The sequence below is a fragment of the Wolbachia endosymbiont of Laodelphax striatellus genome, assembly GCF_007115015.1.
Classification (GTDB): Bacteria; Pseudomonadota; Alphaproteobacteria; order Rickettsiales; family Anaplasmataceae; genus Wolbachia.
In genome coordinates this window covers 586,753-606,390 of sequence record NZ_MUIX01000001.1, presented here as the reverse complement: position 1 = coordinate 606,390, position 19,638 = coordinate 586,753, and the positions used below count along the sequence as shown (strand labels likewise).

At 33.1% G+C, this 19,638-nt stretch carries 18 protein-coding genes; 10 read left to right on the top strand and 8 right to left on the bottom strand.

Annotated elements, in window-relative coordinates:
* The first annotated feature begins 44 nt into the window (after positions 1–44).
* Complete coding sequence (locus tag BVG17_RS02785) at positions 45–2,861, top strand: hypothetical protein (protein ID WP_063630682.1); 2,817 nt, start codon at positions 45–47, stop codon at positions 2,859–2,861.
* On the opposite strand, the gene pheT is transcribed toward BVG17_RS02785, so the two are convergent.
* Both pheT and BVG17_RS02775 read right to left on the bottom strand, forming a co-directional pair.
* Complete coding sequence (gene pheT, locus BVG17_RS02780) at positions 2,858–5,197, bottom strand: phenylalanine--tRNA ligase subunit beta (protein ID WP_063630681.1); 2,340 nt, start codon at positions 5,195–5,197, stop codon at positions 2,858–2,860. The genes BVG17_RS02785 and pheT overlap by 4 nt on opposite strands.
* 110 nt (positions 5,198–5,307) lie before the next feature.
* Positions 5,308–5,577, bottom strand: coding sequence for a hypothetical protein (locus BVG17_RS02775; protein ID WP_010402566.1), 270 nt, complete (start codon positions 5,575–5,577; stop codon positions 5,308–5,310).
* A 216-nt stretch (positions 5,578–5,793) separates the two neighbouring features.
* On the opposite strand from BVG17_RS02775, the gene BVG17_RS02770 reads away from it, so the two are divergent.
* Genes BVG17_RS02770 through BVG17_RS02745 form a run of 6 tightly spaced genes read left to right on the top strand, consistent with a single transcriptional unit; the run spans position 5,794 to position 10,345 of the window.
* Positions 5,794–6,519 (top strand): F0F1 ATP synthase subunit A, encoded by a 726-nt coding sequence (locus tag BVG17_RS02770; RefSeq protein WP_007302047.1) that lies wholly within the window; start codon positions 5,794–5,796, stop codon positions 6,517–6,519.
* A gap of 59 nt (positions 6,520–6,578) precedes the next feature.
* Positions 6,579–6,806 (top strand): F0F1 ATP synthase subunit C, encoded by a 228-nt coding sequence (locus tag BVG17_RS02765; protein WP_006014985.1) that lies wholly within the window; start codon positions 6,579–6,581, stop codon positions 6,804–6,806.
* A gap of 3 nt (positions 6,807–6,809) precedes the next feature.
* The gene (locus BVG17_RS02760; RefSeq protein WP_063630680.1) at positions 6,810–7,289 is read left to right on the top strand and encodes a F0F1 ATP synthase subunit B family protein; all 480 of its coding nucleotides are present in this window, start codon (positions 6,810–6,812) and stop codon (positions 7,287–7,289) included.
* 7 nt (positions 7,290–7,296) lie between these two features.
* Entirely contained in the window at positions 7,297–7,773 is a 477-nt protein-coding gene (locus BVG17_RS02755) for a F0F1 ATP synthase subunit B family protein (RefSeq protein WP_063630679.1), read from the top strand.
* A 5-nt stretch (positions 7,774–7,778) separates the two neighbouring features.
* Positions 7,779–9,368, top strand: coding sequence for a glycosyltransferase family 2 protein (locus BVG17_RS02750; RefSeq protein ID WP_063630678.1), 1,590 nt, complete (start codon positions 7,779–7,781; stop codon positions 9,366–9,368).
* The gene (locus BVG17_RS02745; RefSeq protein WP_063630677.1) at positions 9,350–10,345 is read left to right on the top strand and encodes a COX15/CtaA family protein; all 996 of its coding nucleotides are present in this window, start codon (positions 9,350–9,352) and stop codon (positions 10,343–10,345) included. Before BVG17_RS02750 ends, BVG17_RS02745 begins: the two co-directional genes overlap by 19 nt.
* Here the strand turns inward: BVG17_RS02745 and BVG17_RS02740 are convergent.
* Together BVG17_RS02740 and BVG17_RS02735 are read right to left on the bottom strand one after the other, a co-directional pair.
* A complete protein-coding gene (locus tag BVG17_RS02740; protein ID WP_063630676.1) occupies positions 10,328–12,298 on the bottom strand; it encodes an acetyl-CoA carboxylase biotin carboxylase subunit in 1,971 nt (656 codons plus the stop codon). The genes BVG17_RS02745 and BVG17_RS02740 overlap by 18 nt on opposite strands.
* Before the next feature lie 61 nt (positions 12,299–12,359).
* Positions 12,360–13,037, bottom strand: a complete 678-nt coding sequence (locus BVG17_RS02735; protein WP_063630675.1) for a hypothetical protein — start codon at positions 13,035–13,037, stop codon at positions 12,360–12,362.
* 151 nt (positions 13,038–13,188) lie between these two features.
* Here BVG17_RS02735 and gltX point away from each other — a divergent pair, with 151 nt between their 5' ends.
* Positions 13,189–14,541, top strand: a complete 1,353-nt coding sequence (gene gltX / locus BVG17_RS02730; RefSeq protein ID WP_063630674.1) for a glutamate--tRNA ligase — start codon at positions 13,189–13,191, stop codon at positions 14,539–14,541.
* A gap of 847 nt (positions 14,542–15,388) precedes the next feature.
* On the opposite strand, the gene BVG17_RS02725 is transcribed toward gltX, so the two are convergent.
* The gene (locus BVG17_RS02725; RefSeq protein WP_007302039.1) at positions 15,389–15,844 is read right to left on the bottom strand and encodes an Hsp20/alpha crystallin family protein; all 456 of its coding nucleotides are present in this window, start codon (positions 15,842–15,844) and stop codon (positions 15,389–15,391) included.
* 372 nt (positions 15,845–16,216) lie between these two features.
* Here BVG17_RS02725 and BVG17_RS02720 point away from each other — a divergent pair, with 372 nt between their 5' ends.
* Positions 16,217–16,924 carry a pyridoxine 5'-phosphate synthase gene (locus BVG17_RS02720; protein WP_010402508.1) on the top strand — a complete coding sequence of 236 codons (708 nt, stop codon included), beginning with the start codon at positions 16,217–16,219 and terminating at the stop codon, positions 16,922–16,924.
* 1 nt (position 16,925) lies between these two features.
* Here BVG17_RS02720 and BVG17_RS02715 read toward each other — a convergent pair whose 3' ends face one another.
* The 3 genes from BVG17_RS02715 to rplM form a co-directional block, all read right to left on the bottom strand.
* Positions 16,926–17,228: an HU family DNA-binding protein gene (locus BVG17_RS02715; protein WP_019236673.1), complete on the bottom strand. Its 303-nt coding sequence runs from the start codon at positions 17,226–17,228 to the stop codon at positions 16,926–16,928.
* A gap of 145 nt (positions 17,229–17,373) precedes the next feature.
* Positions 17,374–17,775, bottom strand: coding sequence for a 30S ribosomal protein S9 (rpsI, locus tag BVG17_RS02710; RefSeq protein WP_172793449.1), 402 nt, complete (start codon positions 17,773–17,775; stop codon positions 17,374–17,376).
* 47 nt (positions 17,776–17,822) lie between these two features.
* Positions 17,823–18,281 (bottom strand): 50S ribosomal protein L13, encoded by a 459-nt coding sequence (gene rplM / locus BVG17_RS02705; RefSeq protein ID WP_017532138.1) that lies wholly within the window; start codon positions 18,279–18,281, stop codon positions 17,823–17,825.
* Positions 18,282–18,385: 104 nt separating this feature from the next.
* Between rplM and BVG17_RS02700 the strand changes: the two genes are divergently transcribed.
* Positions 18,386–19,636 carry a TolC family protein gene (locus BVG17_RS02700; protein WP_172793448.1) on the top strand — a complete coding sequence of 417 codons (1,251 nt, stop codon included), beginning with the start codon at positions 18,386–18,388 and terminating at the stop codon, positions 19,634–19,636.
* Positions 19,637–19,638: the final 2 nt, after the last annotated feature.

Genomic DNA, 19,638 nt, shown 5'->3' with positions numbered 1-19,638 from the left:
TAATATTTATGATATACTGAGACTGCTTTAGGTAGGTTTGTAGTATGAATCAGATTGTTGCAGATGATTGTAAAGAAATTGTTGATTTAAATAACAATAATGATGATTTAGATAAAGTACAATCTATTTCCAATGTTGCTTTGGAAGAGGAAGAAGAGTTTTTTGATGCTATGGAAGATGTTTCTAATGTAGAAGAAGGGAATGATTTAGGTGTTGTTACTTCAGAAGAGAGAGAATTTATTTCTGATTTAGAGGAAGTGGAAGAATTCTTTGATAGCAAGGCTGCTACTTTTGATATTCCACTCAGTATATTTCATTATAAAGATTACAACTCTGACTTTTTTACCTCTTGGTATAATATGTCAAGCAAAATATTGAAAGAGATAAACAGAGCTTGCCCAGAGAAGAAAGTATTAAATTTAGCTCTGTCAGTTTTAATGCTTCCTTATATTGCTTTTACTGCAATGGGGTTAGTCATATATAGTAGATTTAAAGCAGACAGCAAGACACAAGCTGATGTAGGTGAAGATAAGACACAAAAGAGTGAGGCAAGTGTACCAAAAAGACTGGCATATGGCGTTCTTGCTGCAATAGCAATTTTTGTTAATGTGGCTGTGCTAACAGCCTTAGTTATTCCTGCAACAGTTGCTTTGGCTACTTTTTATCTTTTAAATAGAGAGTTAGTCCATTCTTTAGTTACTGTTCTTAAAATAAGTACGGGGCAGTATTCTAATAAGCACCACAATATTGAGGTATCTTTTCATGAAACAGAAGTTCCTGAGCCAAGCATTGAATATGATATGGAAATAAAGTTTCCACCGCAATTTAAACAATTACTTAGAGATTTATGCGATAATGAAAATAATCAGTGGTTTAGTGTAACGCGGGATTCAGAGCGCAATATCGTACTGAAATTGTCAACTAACATCAATTTAAAAAATGGTCTTAAGCCCTTACATAGTGAAATCAAGAATGTGCTTGCAACTTCGATTCAAGAATGCGCAAGAACTATGGAAAAGCTGATGAAGCTAGAAAAGAAAGATATTACACATGATAAACTGAAGGAATTGTTGAACGAATTCAGGCTGAAAGTTGTAGATAGTATAGGCCATCAATTGACAACTCATTTGATAGAAAATGCTTATCAAGTTGCCTTCATACAAGCAATTAAGTTTCAGCAAAATAGACGGGGAGAAGATTTTTCACTGGAGGATGAGCTAAAAAATACTTTAGTGAAACAGAAATTAGAAAGTCAAGGTAAGGAATTACCAAATGAGAAAGAGATGATAATAGGAGATATAAAAAAACTGAAAAATAAAGAGGCACTTGATTTAGCTGATGAAGATGATCGATTAGAAGCATTGGGAAAAGTAGGTGGGATAACAAGAGATATAAGTGATGATGCACTTCCTGTATTTAAAGCAGAGTGGGAACGACTTAAAGAAGAAGGGAAAATAGCTAAGAGTACAATCATTGATGTTTATAAGGATATATATCCTCAAGAAACGAAGAAAGCTCTAGATAACACTAAAAGAGAGATTGAGTGTTTAAAAAAAGAAGGACAGGAAAGATATATTAGGATACATGCAAAATTGAAAGGAATGTACGAGATTATAAAAAAGAATAGCTTAGCGGAGGGTAATTTAAAAAGAAGATTAGAAGGTCTTTTTAAGTTCGAGTATGATAATCAAGAGGTTAAGCAAAGGCTAGTAAAATCAGTAATGAGAAAAGCCAAAGATAAGTTAAGCCGATTAGGTATATTAAGCCTGATAGAGGAGCAGTTTGTAAATTTAGAAAACAAGATAAAAGCTTCTTTAAGTGAAGAAGCTTTAGATGAAGTGAATGATTTTATAGCAAAGATGTATTTAGAAATAACGAAACGTAAAACGCAAGATTTGTTTAAAAGTCAAGCAAAGGGTATAGAGAATTCATGTAAGCTGTTAGAGGAAAAGGAGCCGGATTTAGTACAGAGGATTAATGTGCACCGAGTGAAAATTGCAGAATGCTTAGATCAACCTATATCGTTAAGAGAAGTAATAGAAGAAAGTGAGGATTTAAATAAGTACTTAGAAGATGAGCGAAAGAGAAAAGGAGAAAAGCATCCAAGTACAAAATTAATAGAGAAGCATTTGCAAAATAACCAAGAAATTCTAAAAGCATTAAAACAGTTAGAATTAGAAAAAGAAGGATTGTTGATAAATAAAAAAACAAAAAATGATTATAGAGAAGAACTAGAATCTCGTGAAAAAATAAAATTTGCAATAATAGAAGATGATTTACTGAAGGCGTTCGAGCATGAAACTTTTAACGAAGAAGCAATTAAGAAGTTACTAGAGAGAGCAGAACTTGAGTACTATTTGGCAGAAAAGTGCATAAAAAGTCCTGTGATTAAGACAAAAGACAATATCAAACATTTTTGTCAAGATTTATTGTCTCCTTTAATAAATAGGTTGGTGGAAAATATAGTAAATAATGTACCAAAAAGTGATAAGAGTTCATGGCTGCAGCCTATAAAAGCTATTAGGACAGGCTTGGGATATATTCAAACAGGTCTTGCCGTTGCAATGCGTGGGGATAAGAGCACAGAAGGAAAAGCGTTGAGTGTGGCACATGATACTCATAAGGAAGTAGAAACATTTCTTCAACATTTTCAATCAAGTTATGAGGAAGTAGGAGTTTTTTTTGGTAATTTATTTTCTGATGATGGAACGACATTTAAAAATGATGTATGGCCTAAAGTAGAAGAGCATTTGCATGGAATGTGGGATAGGTTTTTCAAGGATATTGAATTCAAGATAGGAAATAAATTGGATGAAGTAAACGTGACACAGCAAAATCAGGAAACGGCGATTACGGCTTAATGATGAGCTCTCAAAGTTCCTTCAGTATTTTCACACACTAAGTTGACTATCATATTTGATTCTTTTTGGATTTCCTCTTCAGTTAAAGTGTGAGTTGGAGAGCAGAAAGTAACTGAAAATGCTATAGACATCTTATTCGATTCTATATTGTTTCCATGATATACATCAAATATCAAAACTTCTGTGATGAGCTCTGAGCTTTTTTTCACCATATTGATTATACTGCCTGCTGCTACATCTTTATTTACAATAAATGCAAAGTCGCGTTTTACACTTTGATATTTATAATCGATAAATTTTTTTCTACTTATAGGTAAATTTTCGATATTTTCTAATATCAACTCAAAGCCTACAATTTTTTGTTTGATGTTAAAAAAATCCAATATACTCGGATGCAATTCTCCAAAATAACCAACTATTTTGCTTCTAAAAGATAAGGAGCCTGATTTTCCTGGGTGATAATATTCTTTTTCTGCTCTCTCTATTGCTAAATTATCACAATTGACATTAAAAAGTTCCAAAGCTGTTATGAGGTCAGCCTTTGCGTCAAAAATATCTACTTTTCTATCAGTGTTATAGTGGTTTTTCGGCGAATTATTTCCTGATCTAATTCCACTTAAAACGTACTTAAACTGAGCCTCACCATTATAAATTGGTCCAATTTCAAAAATTGCGAGATCAGATATCCCGTGAGCAATATTATCTGCAGTGACTTGCAACAAATTTGGTATGACACTTGGCCTCATTATATTGAAGTTATTATTAAATGGATTATCGATAATGAATAACTTATTCAAATAACCAAACTTTTCAGCTATTGATTCACTCATAAAAGACCAAGTTATCACTTCATGAAATCCTCTGCTTGTCATTAAAATGCGCAAATCATCTTGTGTCTCTTCTTCTACTGTAACGTCTTCTGCTAGTTGCTCTTCCTTTATTTTATCATAGCCGTATATTCTTACTGCCTCTTCAACTAGGTCAGCAGGTATTTTTATGTCTGGTCTCCAGCTTGGTACTTGTATATTCCAATTACCTTCGGTTTTTTTATCGATACTAAACCCTAGCTTTGTTAAAATATCGAATAGCTCATTAGGTGATGCAGATACACTTCCAAGTTTGTTTGCATCTTGATAATCAAAATTTATCTTGGTATCAGCCTTATTCAAATTGCCAGCAGACACTATGCTTGACACTTCTCCGCCACATAAATCCAAAATCATTTTGGCTGCAAGATTCAGCCCATCAAGAATGAATCCATGATCAACTGAGCGTGCAAACCTGTAACTTGAGTCTGTGGAGATGCTGAGCTGCCTTGAAGATTTAGTGATAGAGATGGGGTCAAACCAAGCAGACTCTAAAAAGATATCAGTAGTCTCAAGAGTGCATTCACTGTACTTACTGCCCATAATTCCAGCAATTGCATGAACATTTTTATTATCAGAAATAACTCTTATGTCTTTGTTTAATAAGTACTCTTTATCATTTAAACCAATAAATTTTTCTTCGTCATTTGCTTTGCGTACTATGAGCTCTCCTTCTATTTTTTTTGCATCATACGCGTGCATCGGGCGCCCGAAAGATATCATAATGTAATTAGTAATATCAACTATTGCAGAAATGGAGCGCATTCCTATCGATTCCAGACTATCTTTTAGCCATTTTGGACTCTCTTTATTTTTTACATTAGTGATATATGCTCCACTAATAAAACTCTCCCCATCGATGACTTTGACGTTTATTAGTGAGTTCATAGAAGCGGTAAGTTGTGGAATGGTTAAAGTCTTTAACGTTCCAATTCCAGTTGCTGCTAGATCACGTGCTATTCCATAAACACCTAAGCAATCTCCACGGTTTGGAGTGATGTTTATGTCAATTACAGGATCGCAATTGAAAAATTTATCTCCTGTTTTATAATCATCAGAAAGCTCGATTATTCCTTCACTTTCATCTTGAGTCAGCGAAAGCTCAGAGGCAGAGCAGAGCATCCCTTCACTTAGCACTCCTCTTATTTTTGTAGGCTTAATTGTAAAGTTGCTTTCTGGCAATGTGCTACCAAGAGATGCAAGTACAGTCTTCATGCCTTCTTTAACATTTTTTGCTCCGCAGACTATCTGCAGAACTTTACTTCTATCATTTACTCTACATAATTTTAATTTATCAGCATTTGGATGAGGTGCAACTTCTAATACTTCTGCAACAACAAACCCGGCCAATCTGGAATTGTCGATCACATTCTCTACTTCCAACCCTATGTGAGTTAATTTATCAGTAATTTCCTCTAAATTAGCATTGGTTTCTAAGTACTCTAATAACCAAGATAATGTGAACTTCATTTATCTAACAAGAAACAAAAATTCATTGTAATGTAAAATGTGATGTTTTTAAAGTTTGTTGTAATAAGTGGCTTCTATATTCCAAGAAACAACAGAGAAGCCTACTCTTTCTATAAAGAAAGAATTTTCTTTATATCACCTTTGCAGTCCATTTCCATGCAGAGTTGAATGTTCATATTGTGATCATCTATATGGAAATTATAAATGTAAGCATCACCAGTGAAATTTCCTATAACATCATGGCTTTCATTTAGCATTTCACCTGCCATGTGGAAAAGACCAGTGTCTGAGTTAGAAGAATAATCTGTAAACTTGATGTACCCGTTACCACATTCCTGTTCTAAATTTAAAGGTGGATTAGTAAAATCTATTTCGTTCATAATTGCCTCATATTAAAACTAAATTATAGTTAAAATAAGATGTTAAGTCAAGAATTTAGAATAAGATTGGTAGCTGACTATAATTTGCATTTTAATTGTATATTTTGTTAATATGTTAATGCTATAATAATACAGAGCTCCTTATCTTAATTCTTGACTTTATTTTATAAAATTTATACTTTATTTACTGCTGCAGTTTAAGTATACAGGGTCAAAATGGCGTTAAATCCGCTAGAACAATTTAAAGTATATACAATAATAGAACTACCAAAATTATTTGGGTATGACATAAACTTTACCAACTCATCTCTTTTTATGATGATCTCGGTGATATTAATGGTACTGTTTTTGCTCCTTGGAATAAGAAAAGGTGCAGTAATACCAGGATATTTGCAAGCTGCAGTTGAATATGTATATGATTTTGTTGTTTCAATAATAGAAAGTAACACTGGAAGCAAAGGTTTGGAGCACATTCCTTTGATATTTACAGTATTTATTTTCATTTTATCGTGTAATTTAGTTGGTGTTCTTCCTTATAGTTTCACAGTTACAAGTCATGTGATAGTTACCTTCGCTTTATCAATGGTGGTTTTTACTTATATAACGATTGTTGGGTTTAAAGAAAGAGGAGTAGAATTTTTACGCATATTGCTACCAAAAGGAACTCCTTCGTGGCTTGCACCTATAATCATCATTATTAAATTATTTGCTTATTTAGTAAGACCGATTAGTTTATCAATAAGGCTTGCAGCAAATATGATTGCGGGTCATACAATCATCAAAGTGATAGCAGGATTCGTCATAAATATGAACATATTTTTTACACCTGCACCTTTTTTGTTTATAATTGCACTAATAGGATTTGAAGTATTTGTTGCAGTTTTGCAAGCTTATATATTTACTATATTAACATGTGTATATTTGTCAGATGCAGTAAAGTAATTGACTTCCTTGCAGAATATTTTACAATTATATTATAAAGAAATAGTTAAAGGTAATATATGGATTTAGTGGCTTTAAAATTTATAGCAATTGGTTTGGCTGTATTTGGAATGCTCGGTGCTGGTTTAGGTATAGCTAATATCTTCTCTGCTATGTTAAATGGGATTGCGAGAAATCCTGAGTCAGAAGGTAAAATGAAAAGTTACGTTTATATTGGTGCTGCCATGGTTGAAATCATGGGGTTGCTTGCGTTTGTACTTGCAATGTTATTAATATTTGCTGCTTAACAGATGCCACAGCTTGATGTTTCAACTTTCTCTTCTCAAATTTTTTGGTTTTTAATTTTTTTCTCTTCACTTTTTTTTGTAGTGAGTTGTTTGTTTTTACCGAAGTTAGATGAAATAATAAGCACTAGAAGTAAAGAAGTGTTAGATTCATTTAATAGTTCTATTCACCTTTTAAGACTTACAGAAGAGCAAATTGCCAAGTATAATGCAGCTTTAAATCAAGCTAGAGTACGGGCAAAAAAAATCATAGATGATGCATTTGCTCAAGTAGAAGAAATGAGAGCGAATGTTAAGGATATATTGGAAGAGGAAGACAAGAAGATGATTAAACTTGTTGAAGAAAAGGTAGTACAATTTAAATCTAAGTATATTAGTGAATTAAAACAAATGGCTACTAGTATTGCTTTGATTTACTATACTAAGTTAGCTAATTCTGAGATTGAAGAGGAATTTGTTGCTGATTTGGTATCCAAAGAATTTTAGGGTTTTTATGTCTACATTACTAGTTATAAGCCTTGCTTTTTTAGTAGGTTTTATCCTCTCATATAAATTGCTAAGGAAGATAATAAAAAACGCGCTTAACAATAAACGTAACAAAAGCAAGTTTTCAAGTGAAGAAACTGAAAAATTCAGAAAAGATATGTTGGAGTATTACAAAAAATCTTCTGAAAAATACAAAAGATTAGATGCAGAAGTTAACAAAATGATGAATGAAGCACTTGATAAGGCTAATAGTATTATTAAGCATAATAGACAGCAACTCGATCAAACGTTAGATGAAAATTCCCATTCTAATTTGAAGAAAGTTACTGACCAAGTTGAAAAAGCTCTTGGGGATTTACAAGCTAACACAGCGAGTATAGCTGCTGATGCTATAAAAAAAATAATGCATGAACGTAAAGATGATAAGCGTAGTAGTGAGGTTATATCTTCGTTTTCACGTGACTTGAGCAAAAAGTTGCATTAAGTTTAATGCCTGTACTTCAAACTGATAATGTAGAAAAAATTAAATTTGATTCTAGTTTATGCAAAGAACAAGAGAAACTTTTCTACTATAGGTTTAATATAATTCCTTGGCAAAAATTAAATGATACTACTTTTTTTATGGTTGAAGACATAAGCCAAGATATCAACCTTTGGGTCGAATCTCATTACGGTATTGAATATGTATTGATAAAAGTAGATAGCAAACAGATTTTAAATCTTCTTAACTCACACTTTGGTATTTCAGAATTCGCAAGTAACTACTTATATTATAAGAATCCTAATTTTTCAGCTAAAAGCATTAGGCTCAGTTCAATCTTTTTTTCCTCTTTCTTTGTTATGATTTCGACTTTAACACTGACAAAAAAATATGCATATTTTGCTTTGGTGTTGATATTTATAATCGGATGTTCTAGTTCTTTATTCAAATTTGTAACTAAAATTTTTGGCTTGCGTAAAATTTCTAACCAAAAAGCAGATTATGATAAGATGAATGAACCTATATATACTATTTTATTGCCTGCTTTTAAAGAGAATGCGGTTATAAAGCAATTGATTAAGAGCATTGAAAATTTGGATTATCCAAAATCAAAATTAGATGTAAAGCTTGTGATAGAGAGCGATGATCAAGAAATGTTGGCAGCTATAGAAAAATGCACTTTACCACAGTATTTTGAAGTAATAAAAGTACCTCATTCTCTGCCTAGAACAAAAGCTAAGTCATGCAATTATGCTATGAGCTTTGCTAGAGGAAAGTATGTGGTAATATATGATGCAGATGACAAGCCAGATCCGTTGCAGTTAAAAAAAGCACTAATTGAATTTAATAAGGGCGACGAAAAGTTGGCTTGTGTACAGGCGAAATTAAATTACTATAACTTTGGTTGCAATTTTCTTACAAAATTCTTTTCTCTCGAGTATATGAACTGGTTTCAATATTTTTTGCCTGGATTTCAAAAAATGAACATGCCAATACCTTTGGGTGGTAGCAGTAACCATTTTTCAGTGGAAATTTTAAAGAAAGTGCTTTTTTGGGATGCTTACAATGTCACTGAAGACGCTGACCTTGGTTTGAGACTTGCGCAAATGGGATATAAAACCAGGATTATTGATTCAGAAACATTGGAAGAATCACCAACTACTGTGTTTGCTTGGATCAAACAAAGAGCACGCTGGATTAAAGGTTATATGCAAACTTACATTGTTCACTTAAAAAATATAAAATTACTTTTTAAGCACACTGGACTCAAAGGAATTTTGCTATTAAACCTTTTTGTTGGTTCCTCAGCTTTGATGTTTTTTATGACTCCTTTTTTGTTGCTTTCATTGGTGCTGACTCAAATTTTGAATGAATTATTCTTATATTATTTTATAATAGTATACGGTATTAACTTGATTTTTTTGATAATAGCTATCAGACAACAAAAAATGCCTTTTTATTTTTATATAGTATCAATATTTTTTCCCGTCTATAGTCTACTACATAGCGTTGCAGCTTTTCTCGCTTTGTGGGAATTTGTTATTCACCCTCAGCAATGGAATAAAACTCAGCATGGATTATGGAAGCAAAACCTGTAGCTATTTGGCTTTTTCTCTGCTCTCTCATGGTGATTTGCATGGTGGGAATTGGTGGATTTACCAGACTTTCAAAAGCAGGATTGTCAATCACGGAATGGAAACCAATTACCGGAACATTGCCACCGCTGAGTGAACAAGACTGGCTAAAAGAAAAATCAAAATATGAAGCTACACCTGAATATAAAGCATTTAATTATGGTATGAGTATGGAAGAGTTTCGCACCATATACTTAATAGAATATGTGCACAGGTTAATTGCAAGGCTGACAGGTTTAGTTTTTATCTTACCATTTATATACTTTACACTAAAAAAAAGAATACCTAAAAATGCAGTAGTAAGGTTATCTACAGCACTATTATTTGGAATTTTACAAGCTTTTGCTGGTTGGTATATGGTTAAAAGCGGTTTGGTATCTAATCCTCATGTTAGTCACTATAAGCTCGCACTTCACTTACTGATTGCATTGGTTATTTTTGCATTATTGTCATATCAATTTTTTGATTACCAAATCAAACCAAAACAGATAATTAAAATTAATAGTAACATTACATGTTACATATGGATAATTTTAATCCTAGTTACAATACAAATAATCTTCGGTGCATTTGTTGCAGGGCTAAATGCTGGTTTAATTTACAATACCTTTCCACTAATGGATGGACAAATTGTTCCGGAAGATTTATTTTTCTTACAGCCTACATGGCTCAATATCTTTGAAAATAGAGTAACAGTGCAATTCATACACCGGGCATTGGCATTGCTGATATTAGTTCTGACAGCAATACTCACAATAAAAAATGCCAGTGTAAAACCAGTATATATTATGCTACTCTCCGTCATTATTCAGGTAATTTTAGGAGTAGTCACTTTGTTGCTGCATATACCAATGGCCATTGCCATAGCCCATCAAATGTTTTCATTTATCTTATTTGGGTCAGGTTTATATTGCTTGTGTTATTTAAGAAAGCAGATCTAATACCAAATCACCAGCCTGTACATTTTTCCCCTCTGTAACAGGGATATTTTTTATCACCATTTCTGATTCAGCACATATGATATTTTCCATTTTCATTGCCTCCACAACAAAGAGAGGTTGTCCTATTTCTACCTGATCTCCAGCATTTACGTGTAATTTAACTAATAAACCAGATATTGGAGATTTCACAGTGTCTACTGAAATCCCTTCTGTTTTGTTGTTTAGCATTAATTTGCTTAGTTTAGCTACATGAGGTTTCAATACACAACATTTAGCTTTCATACCTGCGTGTCTTATAAAGTATTTGCTGCCTTGCCTTTCTATTTTAAGTGCTATATTGGTATCATCATTAATTGTTATATATAACAACCTGTAACTTAGTTTCCACTTACCTACCACGGAGTATTTATTGTGGTTATATACTGTTGTTAATGTGTTATCTTGATATTTTGCATTTACGGAGTACTCATTATCGTCTATTTTCACTATGAATGCTTCATCTATTGACTTACTGTAATACTTTCCCTCATTTTCTAAGTGAACATACAGTGCAGCAAAAATAAATATTTTAATATATTCCTCTGTGATAAAATCGCCTTGAAACCCACTGGGATAATGGTCTGGAATGAATCTTGTGTGGAGTTTTGCTGCAATAAAGTTTGGATGATGGAAAATGGATTCTAGAAATTCTATATTATTTGTTACTCCTTCTATATAACATTCAGACAATGCTTTTTGCATTCTGCTGATTGCTTCTATTCTATCTTTTCCATAGGTTATAATTTTTGCAATCATTGAGTCGTAGAACATGCTGATTTCTGAACCGCTAGCTACTCCATCATCTATTCTTACATCATCCGGTTTGTCGTAATATTTGATTCTTCCGCTGGAAGGAAAAAATTTCTTTGATGGGTCTTCAGCACAAATTCTACTTTCTATTGCAGAACCAGTAAGTTTAATATCATCCTGATTGAATCTCAATTTTTCTCCACAGGAAGTTCTAATCATTTCTTCTACTATGTCTATTCCAGTTATAAATTCTGTTACTGGATGCTCAACTTGTAATCTCGTATTTACCTCAAGAAAATAGAAGTTTTGGTCTTTATCTACAACAAACTCGACAGTACCTGCTGAAAAATAACCAACTTGCTTTGCCAAAGAAACACATTGGGCATACATTTTTTGTCTTACTTCTTCACTAATAAATGGACTTGGAGTTTCTTCCATTATTTTCTGGTTATTCCTTTGTATCGAGCATTCCCTCTCTCCAAGACACACTATATTGCCATATTTATCTGCTATGATTTGTATTTCAATGTGTCTTGGCAGCTCTATATATTTCTCTATAAAAATACTGCCATCTTTAAAACTTTTCTCTGCTTCATTTGTTGCTGATGTAAATGCTAGTTCAATTTCTTTTTTGGAATATACAATTCGCATTCCTTTGCCACCACCACCTGATGCAGCTTTGAGCATAACGGGAAAACCAATCTCTTCAGCAACGATGTCTGCGTGGGCAGCATCTTCGATCTTACCCATATATCCTGGCACTACATTTACTCCAGCTTTTCTTGCCTCTTCTTTTGCCGTTATTTTATTGGCTGTAACTTCTATTGTTTCTGCACTTGGACCAATGAAATCTATGTTATGTTTTTCCAGAGCACGGGGAAAACCTGGATTTTCTGCTAAAAACCCATAGCCAGGATGAACCGCTTCAGCACCTGTTTCAACTGCCACCTCGCATATTTTTTCAATATTTAAATAACTCAGGCAAGAAGGTGAAGGACCAATGTACTTCGACTCATCTGCTTGCCTTACATGCACAGAATTTACATCTGCATCTGAATATACGCATACACAAGATATACCCATCTTGCGCGCAGTTTTGATTATCCTGCAAGCAATCTCTCCTCTATTTGCTATTAAAATTTTACTATACTTCTTTCTTATCATCTTATCAGTATACTTTCTTAAGTTAAGAAAGTAAATTTCTATATTATTCCTTGCAAGTACTTCATGTTGGGGCTAAACCACTATCTACAAGTTGCATAACATCAGGATCTGTCAATGTAGTACTTTCGTTATTCAAGCTATATATCTCGTTACATGCCTTAAATAACAGATATGAAGATCCTCCAGAAGCTATTGTTGCTATTGAAGCCAATGCAAGAGATTGAGAAGCCGAAAATAGAAGATACAAAGATATACACATAGCGATAGCACACACTATAGCCCCTACTATGTATAAGCATAGATGAAACTTTTTACTACATATAAAGCTGCATTTTATGCCTGCAATTTGCTTAACTTCCTTCCGCTCTGCAGGGTCCAAGAAATAAAGGGGTGATACTACCTTCTTCCCGTCATCCTTAATATAGCTTTTATCGAGGAGTGCTTCCTTAATATATTTCTTATTGTTCTCAAATTCCTTTTTTAAGCTTTTTACTTTCTCCCAATCTTTAGCTTCTTTTGCTTTCTTGACTCTGCTCTCAGTATCTTCTTCTAAATACTCTATAATCTCTTTTAACGCAGGTAACAGAATTCCTTTACTTGCTGCTATATGAAATGGGTTTCCATTTTCATCAATTCTATGCTTAGCTACACAAGCAACTCTTTTCTTGCAAGCTTCAATAAATTTATTTTCATCCTCTTTTGTTATAACTCCTCTTGCAATTTCAAATAAATTATCCATATACACACCTCACTGCATTCACTAATGTTAAATTATACAATGCAGTTTATTAAAAATAAATGTAAATTAATCTTTCAAATTTACTATAGTTCCACGTTGTTGCAAGTACAAATTTTAGTTATCATCGGTTACGTTATCACAATAGACAAATATGCCAGGTATAGTTACTAGATTCGCTCCATCACCAACAGGATTTTTACATATTGGAGGAGCTCGTACTGCGTTATTTAATTGGCTCTATGCGCAGCGTCATGGTGGGGAGTTTTTGCTAAGGATTGAAGACACTGACAGAAAACGTTCAACACAAGAAGCAATTGATGCAATAATGGATGGGCTAAAATGGCTTGGAATAAACTATGATGGAGAAATAATATACCAATCGAGAAGAATAGCTAGACATATTGAAGTTACAAATCTTTTAGTTGAAAAGGGTAGGGCGTATCACTGTTACTGCCCTGAAGATGAAGTTGCAGAAAAAAAAGCAAAAGCAAGAGAGGAAGGAAAAATATATAAGCATAAGTGTACTCATTCAACATCAAATGCAAAGCCTGTTATACGTTTCAAAGTGCCAGACTCAGAAGATATTGTTGTTGACGATAAAATATACGGCCAAATTACAATAAGTAGCGACCAGCTTGATGACATAGTAATCTTGCGCTCTGACAATACTCCAACATATATTTTTGCTGTAGTGGTTGATGACCATGATGCTGGAATAACCGATATTATACGTGGCTCTGATCATCTCACTAATACCTTCAAGCAATTACTAATATACCAAGCTCTTGATTTTGATGTCCCACGCTTTGCACACGTACCGCTTATTCATGGAGAAGATGGGAATAAGCTATCTAAAAGACATGGTGCAACAAGTGTTTGCGATTATGAAAAGATGGGAATATTGCCACAGGCAATGCGTAATTACTTGCTAAGACTTGGCTGGAGTCATGGCAACGATGAGATTATTAGCGATGAGCAAGCAATAGAGTGGTTTAATTTAGAAAGCATCGGTCGCTCACCTGCACGGCTCGATTTCAAAAAACTGGAGCATTTGAATAACCACTATATTAGTAATATGAGCAATGAAGATATTCTGACTCTAATACTTAGAGAAAATACTCTAACTGACAAAAAAAAGGGCTATTTACTGCAGGGACTGACAGAGCTGAAAAAAAGAGCAAACTGTCTGACCGAATTATTGGACTTAGCAAAATTTTATATTCAAGTTGATTTTAGTGAAGAAGCTCAGCAAATTGTGAAATCTAACCTCAATGTAATTAAGTTACTTGCATCATTTCTTTCGAGTGTAGGTAGTGAAGATTGGAATAAGAATTTTTTATCTTCTCAGATTAAGGAATTTTCAAAATTACATAATATAAAAATGAGCGATATATACCACTCATTACGCGCCCCAATAACTGGAATAATGGATGCGCCTGGAATCATTGATATCATGGTAATTCTTGGTAAAGATGAGTGTATAAAAAGATTGCAAGCAATTTAAATAAAAAATTGCTTGACAGACTCTGGTAGCTTCATTATAGTGGAAAATGAAGGTTTTTTACGATCCAAAATCTATCTTCACCTGCAGGTTTTTTCACCAAATAATCAAATTTCAGCAAAAAATATATAAGTTTATTTTTGCTAGCTCTTTATTCACATAGGAGGGTTTATGTCTAGAATTCCTGATACTTGACTTTTATTTTTAAGTTAAAAAAACAATTGGCGCCTATGGTTTTCACATTAAATCATTTTAAATTGTTAAAGTTAATACGGGCTTTTTTTGCCTTTTTTTATTGGTATTTTTTTCATATTTTATTATATCATTATACTGTGGTACCATATAGACTTCAGTTTCATGATAAGGGGAGCAGGCTCCGTCTCACTATGGAATTAAAAAATGACTATGCATAAGATCTAATGGTGTGTCTAATCTATAGATAATTTTTTGTATTGCTAAGTTAATATTTTACATATCTGTTCAGTAAAGTGGCAAAAAAGACAAGTAAATGAGTATCATGAAAGTAGCTTACACGTAGCTGTAGGAATATTCATTTTTTAAGGTAAATTAAACAGCAAATATTGTCATTCAAGTAGCTATTCCAGCTTCTATAATGTCATGCCAGTGCTCGACACTGGCATCGAGCAAAATTTATCACAAACAAGACAACATTTTCAATTAAAAAATCAGTGTCTGGGTGCTAAGATGACACCTTCATAAGGGAGCCAGCATCAGCTACTTTCATGACACTCATTTAGTTGTCTTTTCTCGTTTACCTTATTTTGCCACTCTGCTGAACAGATATTAAAATAGCAAGCCTCAAGGTCAGAAGCCTGCTATTACTTACTGGTTACTTTACATCAATTTTCTTGATGTGTTTCTCTGATTTAGGTATGGTGACATGCAATACCCCATCTAAAAAGTTGGCAGATACCTTATCTTGCTCTACATTTGTTGGAAGTTGAATAGATCTATAGAAAGAACCATAGTACCTTTCTTTGTGGTAAAACTGCTTATCTTTTGATTCATTATCACATGTTTTTTCACCCTTCACTATTAAGTTATCGCCAGATATACTAATGTCTATGCTTTCTTTAGGAATACCTGGTAACTCTAATGATAGGCAATAGCTTTCCTTTGTTTCATAAAGGTCACAAACTGGTAGTAGGCTACTGCCTCTTTTAGAAAGCTCTGGGTTCCATCCTGTAAAAAAGCTATCAAATATGTCATCAACGGCTCTTTGTAACCCTCTTACACTAAAATTATCACGATTATTGTTTTTATTTAAATGAACTATATTACTCATGTTGTACCTCCTTTTACTAATACATGCATTACATAATCACTCCACTTATTAATTTCAATCCTAAATCTAAAATTTTTTAGATGCGAAAAATTTTCCCCGTTTACTATAACTTGATTATGAGAAAAAATCTTGTTTGGATTACCACGAGTAGTTCTATAAACTAGATTAACTGTAAAAAAGGGCAAGTGTATGCAAATTTATTACTTCTCTTTCCACTTCCACAATCGAACAATTTTGAATGTTTCTTATTTGACTTGCCAACAATGAGAATTGGTATAACTGCTAGCTCCGTCTTTCAGCTATGGCATTAAACAATGACATGCATAAGATCTAATAATATGTATAATTTATAAATAATTTTTGAGGTAAATTGTGAAATTGGGCGTTAATATTGATCACGTTGCAACCCTTCGCAACGCACGTGGAGCTTCTTATCCAGATCCATTAAAAGCAGCAAAAATAGCTATTGATGCTGGAGCAGATTTTATCACCGTACACTTACGAGAAGACAGAAGGCATATCAGAGATGAGGATGTATTCAATCTAAAACAAAACATTAGCACTGAGTTAAATCTTGAAATCGCAGCTACGGAAGAAATGCTCAAAATAGCAAAAGAAGTAAAACCCTATTCGATTTGTATAGTACCAGAAAAAAGAGAAGAATTAACAACCGAAGGTGGCCTGAATATCGTGAATATGCACAGTAAACTTTCTGGTATAATAGAGGAAATGCATAGCTTTGACATAAAAGTCTCACTGTTTATCGATCCAAATATTAATCAACTAAAATATCTTGAGAAGCTAGAAAGAAAGCCTGACATAATAGAAATTCACACAGGGGATTACTGTGATAATCCATCAGAAGAAAAATTAAAACTTATTACTAACTCTGCAGAATACATTAATAAGCTAGGAATAGAATGCCACGCAGGGCATGGCATAAATTATAAACATGCCAAAAGAATAAAAGAGATACCTCACATCTCAGCTCTTAATATAGGCCATTCTTTAATCAGCGAGGCTATATTTCATGGCTTACATAGTGTAACTAAAAAGATGAAAATGACAATATCTAAGTAGCTTATACTTTCTCTTTGGTATTTAAAGTACTTGAAAGAGCTTGACTTGCTTTAAACCTTACTCTTTTCTTTTCAGGAACGGTCATAATCTCACCATTTTGAGGATTACGGCATTGTCTTTCCTTACTTATAGCAGTAGAGAATGTCCCTATTCCATGCAAACGTATTTCACCTTTACGATTTAGATCGTTCTTGATTGTTTCCATAAAAATATCATGAAGCTTACCCAAACTAGCTTTTGTTATATCTATACCTTGACTAGAGCACTCTTGACTCAGTTGGTTTACTATATCTTCTTTACTCATAAATTACCTTAATATTGAAAAATTACATAAACAGCATATTATGCTAATACCAATAGTCAACTAAATTCGTCATAAAAAGAGAAAATGTCATAAACCCTTGTAAGAACTTGTATAATATTTACAAAAAAATACCATTATGAAACAATTATCTCTTAGAAAACTGACATTTTTTCCGAGCTTTATGTTGACCATATTTCTTACGCTCAACAACACGTGAATCTCTAGTTAGGAATCCACCCTTACGTAATATAGAGTGTAGATCTTGACTTATACTACTTAAAGCTCTGCTTATTCCATGAGCTAAGGCACCTGCTTGGCCAGATAGTCCTCCACCTTTTACAGTTGCAAACACATCATACCTATCTAACATAGAAGTTACTATGAATGGCGCTTTAATCATTTGACACACTGATTCTCTTTTAAAATAAGAAATTAAATCATCTTTTTTATTAACACTAAATTTTCCACTTCCTGGCTTCATCCATACTCTTGCTACAGATTCTTTCCTTCGACCTGTGGCATATGAACGACCAAGTGAGTCAATCATTGCCTTTTTTGGCTGATCATTATTATTTATTTTCACTTTTTACTCCATTATTTCTTATTTTTACGATTTAAAGAGGCAAAATCTATTTTTTCAGGTTGCTGTCCTTGATGCTTATGTTCTGAACCAGAATAAACATACAAATTTTCAAACCGTCTACGTGCCATAGGACCATCATCAAGCATTCTTTTTACTGCCATTTTTATCACACGCTCAGGGAATTTGCCATTTAAAATATTATCTGGAGTAGTTTTCTTTAAACCACCAGAATAACCTGTATGCCTATAGTAGATTTTATCTTTAAGTTTCTTTCCAGTAAAATGTACCTTTTCTGCATTAACAATGATTACATTATCACCACAGTCCATATGAGGTGTATATTCAGGTTTATGTTTTCCACGCAATAGCATTGCTACAAATGCTGCAAGCCTTCCTACTACTAATCCTTCTGCATCTATAACAAGCCATTTTTTATCAATTTGCTTCTCTTTTAAGAAAAAAGTTTTCATATATCAATACATAACAGTAGATTATGATATACTAAGTTGCTTGATAGTGTCAACAACATTAGTTATTGATTATTAAAGTAATTTATGCTAATAACTTAAACAACATGCTAGAAAGCAAAATGTTTCGATTGATTATTATATTTGTAATTGCTTTTTGTACCATAGGTTGCTATGCAATTGATTTGGAGGAAGCTATAAGCAAAGCTATCAAAAACAGCTCAAAAATAAAGTCTCAATTTTACCAATATAAGAGTACTGAAAAACAACTAAAATCTTCTGGATTGGCTGGGTTTTTACCTGACATTAATTTACAATATAATTTCGATAGTAATTTTAATATTATTAACAATCTACAAAACTCTGGAAAACGTCTAACATTAAGTCAAAGAATAATAGATGGTGGTGGCACTTTTGCTACATTCAGCCGATCAAATCATCTTCTTAAAGCAGCAAAAATTAGATTTCAGCAATCTAAGCAAGAAGTTGCACTCAGCGCTGTGAAAGCATATGTTAATGTTTTACAAAAGGTAGAAATATTAAAACTGAGAGAACATAAAGAGCGTGTTTCTTTAGAGCATTTGTCAGCTATGAAAAAACGCTTTTCCCTTGGAGAAGTTACTAATGCTGAAGTTTTATTCGCAAAAGCAAAATTTTCATCTTCTATATCCAAAAGAGTTGATGCTGAAGGTGAGTTGAAGCTGGCTAATATTGCTTACTATCATTTAATTGGTGAAGATGCCGATAATCTTTATGAGACTAATGGTAAACTACCTTCTATACCAGAATTAAATGAATGTTTACAGTTAGCAAAAACCAATAACTTATCCCTAAAAGCAGCAATTTATAAAAAAAGGGCTGCTGGAATGGAAGTGATTGCTGAAAGTTCCAAATGGCTTCCTTCTTTGAATCTAAGCGCAAGTAAAAATTTTGGAAAGGACAATATAAAATTAGACACGTTACTAGAGAATGCGAGTGTTGTCTTTACTCTTGATATTCCGATCTTTAAAAGAGGAGTTAATACCTTTGGTGTCAGTAGAGCTAAAATGGATGCAAAACAATCCACTTACGATTATTACGAAGCAGTAAAAAATATAGAACAAGCAGTTATAAATGCTTGGAATAACGTGCTGACAGCAAAAGCTATTATTAAAGCAAGTCAAGAAGCAGAAAAAGCGGCAGCTTTAGCATTAGAAGGAGTTGATCAAGAAGTAAACTTGCATTTAAAGAGTACAACTGATCTTTTGGATACTGAAGATGAATTATTTAAAGCACGTTCCGATCTAATTCAGGCAAAAAGCAATTATGTAATTAGTGTTTACAACTTGCTTTTTATGATAAATAGTATAAACCTTTAAAT

Bases quoted from the DNA above. Each gene is read 5' to 3' on its own strand.
- BVG17_RS02785 (WP_063630682.1), top strand. From the start codon at position 45: ATGAATCAGATTGTTGCAGATGATTGTAAAGAAATTGTTGATTTAAAT.
- pheT (WP_063630681.1), bottom strand. From the start codon at position 5,197: ATGAAGTTCACATTATCTTGGTTATTAGAGTACTTAGAAACCAATGCT.
- BVG17_RS02775 (WP_010402566.1), bottom strand. From the start codon at position 5,577: ATGAACGAAATAGATTTTACTAATCCACCTTTAAATTTAGAACAGGAA.
- BVG17_RS02770 (WP_007302047.1), top strand. From the start codon at position 5,794: ATGGCGTTAAATCCGCTAGAACAATTTAAAGTATATACAATAATAGAA.
- BVG17_RS02765 (WP_006014985.1), top strand. From the start codon at position 6,579: ATGGATTTAGTGGCTTTAAAATTTATAGCAATTGGTTTGGCTGTATTT.
- BVG17_RS02760 (WP_063630680.1), top strand. From the start codon at position 6,810: ATGCCACAGCTTGATGTTTCAACTTTCTCTTCTCAAATTTTTTGGTTT.
- BVG17_RS02755 (WP_063630679.1), top strand. From the start codon at position 7,297: ATGTCTACATTACTAGTTATAAGCCTTGCTTTTTTAGTAGGTTTTATC.
- BVG17_RS02750 (WP_063630678.1), top strand. From the start codon at position 7,779: ATGCCTGTACTTCAAACTGATAATGTAGAAAAAATTAAATTTGATTCT.
- BVG17_RS02745 (WP_063630677.1), top strand. From the start codon at position 9,350: ATGGAAGCAAAACCTGTAGCTATTTGGCTTTTTCTCTGCTCTCTCATG.
- BVG17_RS02740 (WP_063630676.1), bottom strand. From the start codon at position 12,298: ATGATAAGAAAGAAGTATAGTAAAATTTTAATAGCAAATAGAGGAGAG.
- BVG17_RS02735 (WP_063630675.1), bottom strand. From the start codon at position 13,037: ATGGATAATTTATTTGAAATTGCAAGAGGAGTTATAACAAAAGAGGAT.
- gltX (WP_063630674.1), top strand. From the start codon at position 13,189: ATGCCAGGTATAGTTACTAGATTCGCTCCATCACCAACAGGATTTTTA.
- BVG17_RS02725 (WP_007302039.1), bottom strand. From the start codon at position 15,844: ATGAGTAATATAGTTCATTTAAATAAAAACAATAATCGTGATAATTTT.
- BVG17_RS02715 (WP_019236673.1), bottom strand. From the start codon at position 17,228: ATGAGTAAAGAAGATATAGTAAACCAACTGAGTCAAGAGTGCTCTAGT.
- rpsI (WP_172793449.1), bottom strand. From the start codon at position 17,775: ATGATTGACTCACTTGGTCGTTCATATGCCACAGGTCGAAGGAAAGAA.
- rplM (WP_017532138.1), bottom strand. From the start codon at position 18,281: ATGAAAACTTTTTTCTTAAAAGAGAAGCAAATTGATAAAAAATGGCTT.
- BVG17_RS02700 (WP_172793448.1), top strand. From the start codon at position 18,386: ATGCTAGAAAGCAAAATGTTTCGATTGATTATTATATTTGTAATTGCT.